This is a genomic window from Nonomuraea maheshkhaliensis, assembly GCF_039529435.1.
Classification (GTDB): Bacteria; Actinomycetota; Actinomycetes; order Streptosporangiales; family Streptosporangiaceae; genus Nonomuraea; species Nonomuraea maheshkhaliensis.
Map to the genome: position 1 here is coordinate 1 of NZ_BAAAMU010000248.1, position 5,615 is coordinate 5,615.

Here is a 5,615-nt window from a genome sequence, read left to right on the forward strand (position 1 = left end):
TGCCGACCTGCGCGCGCTGCTCGGCCGGCACGGCTCGCCCGAGGTCACGATCTCCACCCCGGCCACGCCGCTGGTGCTGCCCACGGAGGTGGCCGAGGAGCTCTCCGCCGCCGTGGGGGCCGCACTCGACAACGTACGCGCGCACTGCGGGGCGGGGGCGCGGGCGTGGGTCCTGGCCGAGTCGTGCGACGGGGCCGTGACCGTCAGTGTCAGGGACGATGGGCCCGGCATCCCCGACGGCCGGTTGGAGCAGGCGGCGGCCGACGGGCGGATGGGGGTGGCCAGGTCGATCAGGGGGCGGGTGGCCGAGCTGGGCGGGCGGGTCTCGATCGTGAGCGTCCCCGGCCAGGGCACGGAGGTCGAGATCACCGTCCCGGCGTGATCACCATCCCCGCGTGATCCCCGGTCTGGTCCTGATCCAGGGGTGCCGCGTTAGAGTGACCGGCATGGTGCGGGTCATGGTGGTGGACGACCATCCCATGTGGCGCGACGGCGTCGCCAGAGACCTCACGGAGGCGGGCTACGAGGTCGTGGCCGCCGTGGGGGAGGGGCGGCAGGCGGTACGCGTGGCCGGGGCGGTGCGGCCCGACGTGGTGGTGCTCGACCTGCACCTGCCCGACCTGCCCGGCCCTGAGGTGGCCGCGCGGCTGGCCGCCGTGGAGCCGGCGCCCAGAGTGCTGGTGCTGTCGGCCAGCGCCGAGCAGGAGGACGTCCTGGAGGCGGTCAAGGCCGGTGCGTCCGGATATCTGGTGAAATCGGCGGGCCGGGAGGAGTTCCTCGACGCGGTCCGGCGCACCGCCGACGGCGACGCCGTGTTCACGCCGGGCCTGGCCGGGCTGGTGCTCGGCGAATACCGGCGCCTGGCCGCGCAGCCCGGCCCCGGCGGGCCGGCCGGGCGAGCCGGTGCGGAGCGGCCGCGGCTGACCGAGCGGGAGACCGAGGTGCTCAGGCTGGTCGCCAAGGGGCTGTCGTACCGACAGATCGCCGAACGGCTGGTGCTCTCGCACCGCACCGTCCAGAACCACGTGCAGAACACCCTCGGCAAGCTGCAGTTGCACAACCGGGTGGAGCTCGTGCGATATGCGATCGAGCGGGGACTCGACGCGGACTAAACTCGATGGGTCGCGACGTTGCCATCAACGGCGTGTTTCCCCATCATCCCCGGAGGTTCCACCATGACGATGTCCGCCCTGGGCGAGCCGTGCGTTCTGCTCAAGCTGGGCGAGATCGTCCTCAAGGGCAAGAACCGCGAGCTCTTCGAGCGCCGCCTCATCAGCAACATCCGCGAGGCGATCCAGCCGCTCGGCGTCAAGACCGACGTACGCAGGCGGCACGGAGTGGTCGCGATCTTCCTGCCCCAGGGCGCCACCGCCGAGCAGGCCGACGCGGTGGCCCAGCGGGTCGCCGACGTGCCGGGGCTAGTCTGGATCCACCGCGCCTGGCGGGTCGCCAAGGACCCCGACGCGGTGCTCAAGGCCGGGCTCGAACTGGTCGGTGAGAGCGAGGAGGCCAAACGGGGCGCCCGCTTCGCGGTCCGCTCCCGCCGCCGCGACAAGCGCTTCCCGCTGCGCTCCAACGAGCTCGACCGGCTGGTGGGCGGCGCCATCAACGACGAGTACGGCCTGCCGGTCGACCTGAGCAACCCCGAGCTGACGGTCTTCATCGAGGTCGACAGGGACGAGGTGTTCGTCTTCACCGGCGGCATCCCCGGCCAGGGCGGCCTGCCCGTCGGCAGCAGCGGCAGGGCGCTGGTGCTCATGTCGGGCGGCATCGACTCGCCCGTGGCCGCCTACCGGATGATGCGGCGCGGCCTGCACGTCGACTTCCTGCACTTCTCCGGCATCCCGTTCACCACGTCGGAGTCGATCTACAAGGCGTACGCGCTGGTCAGGAAGCTCGACCGGTTCCAGGGCAGGTCGAGGCTGTGGGTGGTGCCGTTCGGCAAGGCGCAGCAGTCGATCCGCACCTCGGGCCAGGACCGGCTGGCGGTGATCGCGCAGCGGCGGCTGATGCTGAAGACGGCCGAGGAGGTCGCCCACCGCATCCGCGCCTCCGCCCTGATCACGGGCGACGCGCTCGGGCAGGTCTCCTCGCAGACGCTGACCAACATCACGGCCCAGGACAACGCCGTCGAGCTGCCGATCCTGCGCCCGCTCGTGGGCTGGGACAAGACCGAGATCATGGCCGAGGCCCGGCGCATCGGCACGCTGGAGATCTCCGAGCTGCCCGACGAGGACTGCTGCTCGCTGCTGGCGCCCAAGCGGGCCGAGACCCGGGCCAAGATCGAGGACCTCAAGCAGATCGAGAAGCGCCTCGACGCCGAAGAGCTGTGCGTGCAGCTGGCCGACTCGATCCAGGAATACACCCTGTGACGCACCCTGTGGCCGCCCCGCCGCCGGCCCCGTGGGCGGCGGGACGGCGGCTCAGGCGTCGACCTTGAACGGGTCGTGCTGGGCCAGCAGCTTGTCCAGCCTGGCCTGGTCGACCCGGTTGGTGACCCCCGACAGCTCCTGCCGGTCGCGCACCACCTTGCACAGGGTGATCGTCGAGGTGACGACGTAGAGCAGGCCGAGGGCGAGGAAGGCCTTCACCCACGCCTGGGCGGGCAGATAGGCCAGGGCGATGATCATCGAGATCAGCGAGACGGCGAACGACAGGACCGCCTGGGCGTAGAAGGCGGCGGTCCGGGTGGGCTGGATGGGCTTCGTCATGCGGTCATCGTGCCTGCGCGCGGATGTCCCGCACATGAGGATTCGTACTCAAGTTACCCATGAGTAGGATGACGGTCGCGTACCCGGGCGCGAGCCGCCGTCGCTCCGATGGCAGGATGGCCCAAGACGCGAGACCGGTGAGGGGAGTGATCGTGGAGGAGTCGCGCCTGCCTCCAGGCCAGTACGTCCCGCGCGGCCGGCCCGTGATCCACTACGGCCGGGTGCCCGCGTTCAAACCGGACACCTGGGACTTCCGCGTCTTCGGCGCCACCGCCTCCGGCGAGGAGCGCCACTTCACCTGGGCCGAGTTCGAGCAGCTGCCCCGCACCACCCGCGTCGCCGACTTCCACTGCGTCACCAAGTTCTCCCTCATGGCCAACGAGTGGCGCGGCGTCACCCCCGCCACGATCATGCGGGCCGCCCCGCCCGACCCCGCCGTACGCCACGTGATGATCTGGGCCGAATACGGCTACAGCGCCAACCTGCGGATGGCCGACTTCGCCGCGCCGGACACGCTGTTCGCCCTGGAGCTCGACGAGAAGCCGCTCAGCCCCGACCGCGGCTTCCCGGTGCGCGCCGTGGTCCCCCACCTGTACGCGTGGAAGAGCGTCAAGTGGGTGCGCGGCGTCGAATATCTCCTGGAGGACCGCAGGGGCTTCTGGGAGGAGCGCGGCTACCACAACCTGGCCGACCCCTGGCGCGAGCAGCGCTACTCCTACCAGGAAGAACCCGGCGAAGGCCCCGCCTGACGTCACCCGGTCTTCACTCTCTGTTTTCCTTCGGACACGGTAGGTTGTTGGCTACGGTTTCGGCATGCTGACCACCGCGTGCGTGGCGCTGTCCTCCCTCCTGACCTTCCTGCTCGGCCTCGTGCTGGCACGGCTCCTGTGGTGCCGTCCCGCGCCGCCGGGCGAGCACAGGACGGACGACGCGACCTTCACCGCCCTGCACCTCGCCGCGATGGCCGCCCCCGCCCTGCGGGCCGGCCTCGACCGCGACTCCGCCCGCAGGGCCGTGCGGCATCTGCGCCTCCTGCTCGGCACCCGCGCTGTCGCGATCACCTCCACCGAGGCGGCGCTGGCCTGGGAGGGGCCGTGCACCGACGACGTGCTCACCTACGCCCGCGCCGCGCTGGCCGCCGGCCGCACCCAGGTCTTCCCCGGCCGGGCGCGAGGGTCTGAGCGCGCTGACGAGGAGGCACCGGATCATGGGCCCGAGCATGGGGCGGTCGTCGTGCCGCTGACCGTGGACGGCACCGTGGTCGGCGCGCTGGCCGCCTACGACGACGAGGTCAGCGCCGCGCTCGTGCGTACCGTCACCGAGGTCGGCCGCTGGGTCTCCGGCCAGCTGGAGCTGGCCGAGCTCGACGGCTCCCGCCGCCGCGCGCTGGAGGCCGAGATGCGCGCCCTGCGCGCGCAGATCTCGCCGCACTTCGTCTACAACGCGCTCACCACGATCGCCTCGTTCGTCCGCACCGACCCTTCGCGGGCCCGCGAACTGCTGCTCGACTTCGCCGACTTCTCCCGGTACGCGCTGCGCCGAGCCCACGACTTCACCACCCTGGCCGACGAGCTGACCTGCGTCGACCGCTACCTGCTGCTGGAACGCGCCCGCTTCGGCGACAAGCTGCGCTTCAGCATGCAGGTGGCCCCGGAGGTGCTGCCGGTGCTGGTCCCGTTCCTGTGCCTGCAACCGCTGGTCGAGAACGCCATCAAGCACGGCATGCGCGGCCCCGGCACCCCCGGCGAGGTGCGCGTCGTCGTCCGCGACGCCGGTCCCGAGGCGCACATCACGGTCGAGGACGACGGCGCCGGCATGGACCCCGAATGCGCCAGGCGCATGCTCGACGAGGACCCCGCCCGCGAGGGCAGCGGCATCGGCCTGGCCAACGTCGACCTGCGCATGCGCCAGATCTACGGCGACGGCTACGGGCTCGTGGTGGAGACGGCGCTCGGCGCGGGCACCAAGGTCCGGCTGCGCGTGCCCAAGAGTCAGCTCAGCTCTCTGTAGCCGAATCATTACGCTATGCTGGCGTGGCTCGGGTGACCTCTGCTTTTATACGGCAGCGTGATGGACATGTTGAGAGTTCTGGCCGTCGACGACGAAGTGCCTGCTCTGGAGGAGCTCGCCTATCTGTTGCGCCAGGACGACCGGATCGAACACGTCACGACCGCGGCCGACGGCGTCACCGCGCTGCAGGACATGGTCCAGATGATCGGCGGCGGCGAGCGGCTCGACGGGGTCTTCCTCGACATCCGCATGCCCGGCCTCGACGGGCTCGACCTCGCCCGGCTCGTCGGCGGCTTCCCCAGCCCGCCCAAGCTCGTCTTCGTCACGGCGCACGAGGAGTGCGCGGTGCAGGCGTTCGAGCTGGAGGCCGTCGACTACCTGCTCAAACCGGTCAGAGCCGAGCGGCTGGCCGAGGCGGTGCGCAGGCTGGAGGCCGCCAGCGGCCCCGCGCCCACGCCGGGCCAGGACGACGTCATCCCGGTCGAGCTGGGCGGGCGCACCAGGTTCGTGCCGCAGCAGGCCGTCTGGTACGCCGAGGCCAAGGGCGACTACGTGCGCCTGCACACCGCCGACGGCAGCTACCTCGTGCGCATGTCGCTGGCCGCTCTCGAACGGCGCTGGGCGGAGGCGGGCTTCATCCGCGTCCACCGCAGCACGCTCGTCGCGGCCCGCCACGTCAGCGAGCTCAGGTTCGAAGGCGGGCGGGTGACGCTCACCGTCGGCACCGAGGAACTGCAGGTCAGCAGGCGGCACAGCCGGCAGGTGCGCGAGCAGCTCGTCCGCCAGCACCGGGACGTGATCGCGTGAGGGCGGCCCGGTGAACGCCGCGCGGCGCGTCGCCGGGTCCCGGCGGCCCGCCGCGCCCCGGCGCCCCGACGGGGCCGGGGCTCCGCC

General features: G+C 71.8%; 7 protein-coding genes. 6 read left to right on the forward strand and 1 reads right to left on the reverse strand.

Features of this window, described 5'->3' with window-relative positions:
* The 3 genes from ABFX54_RS55665 to thiI form a co-directional block, all read left to right on the forward strand.
* The coding region (locus ABFX54_RS55665; RefSeq protein ID WP_346115444.1) for a sensor histidine kinase at positions 1-382 on the forward strand (382 nt) is incomplete at its 5' end.
* 64 nt (positions 383-446) lie between these two features.
* Positions 447-1,112: a response regulator gene (locus ABFX54_RS55670; RefSeq protein WP_346115445.1), complete on the forward strand. Its 666-nt coding sequence runs from the start codon at positions 447-449 to the stop codon at positions 1,110-1,112.
* A 63-nt stretch (positions 1,113-1,175) separates the two neighbouring features.
* Entirely contained in the window at positions 1,176-2,372 is a 1,197-nt protein-coding gene (thiI, locus tag ABFX54_RS55675; protein ID WP_346115446.1) for a tRNA uracil 4-sulfurtransferase ThiI, read from the forward strand.
* A 51-nt stretch (positions 2,373-2,423) separates the two neighbouring features.
* Here the strand turns inward: thiI and ABFX54_RS55680 are convergent, their stop codons facing one another.
* Positions 2,424-2,711 carry a YiaA/YiaB family inner membrane protein gene (locus ABFX54_RS55680; protein ID WP_346115447.1) on the reverse strand — a complete coding sequence of 96 codons (288 nt, stop codon included), beginning with the start codon at positions 2,709-2,711 and terminating at the stop codon, positions 2,424-2,426.
* Positions 2,712-2,863: 152 nt separating this feature from the next.
* On the opposite strand from ABFX54_RS55680, the gene ABFX54_RS55685 reads away from it, so the two are divergent.
* From ABFX54_RS55685 to ABFX54_RS55695, 3 genes are all read left to right on the forward strand, one after another.
* Positions 2,864-3,460: a molybdopterin-dependent oxidoreductase gene (locus ABFX54_RS55685; RefSeq protein ID WP_346115448.1), complete on the forward strand. Its 597-nt coding sequence runs from the start codon at positions 2,864-2,866 to the stop codon at positions 3,458-3,460.
* 64 nt (positions 3,461-3,524) lie between these two features.
* A complete protein-coding gene (locus tag ABFX54_RS55690) occupies positions 3,525-4,721 on the forward strand; it encodes a histidine kinase (protein WP_346115449.1) in 1,197 nt (398 codons plus the stop codon).
* Positions 4,722-4,787: 66 nt separating this feature from the next.
* Positions 4,788-5,528, forward strand: a complete 741-nt coding sequence (locus ABFX54_RS55695) for a LytR/AlgR family response regulator transcription factor (RefSeq protein ID WP_346115450.1) — start codon at positions 4,788-4,790, stop codon at positions 5,526-5,528.
* Positions 5,529-5,615 lie beyond the last annotated feature (87 nt).

Coding starts and splice junctions, on each gene's coding strand:
- ABFX54_RS55670 (WP_346115445.1), top strand. CDS start 447: ATGGTGCGGGTCATGGTGGTGGACGACCATCCCATGTGGCGCGACGGC.
- thiI (WP_346115446.1), top strand. CDS start 1,176: ATGACGATGTCCGCCCTGGGCGAGCCGTGCGTTCTGCTCAAGCTGGGC.
- ABFX54_RS55680 (WP_346115447.1), bottom strand. CDS start 2,711: ATGACGAAGCCCATCCAGCCCACCCGGACCGCCGCCTTCTACGCCCAG.
- ABFX54_RS55690 (WP_346115449.1), top strand. CDS start 3,525: ATGCTGACCACCGCGTGCGTGGCGCTGTCCTCCCTCCTGACCTTCCTG.
- ABFX54_RS55695 (WP_346115450.1), top strand. CDS start 4,788: ATGTTGAGAGTTCTGGCCGTCGACGACGAAGTGCCTGCTCTGGAGGAG.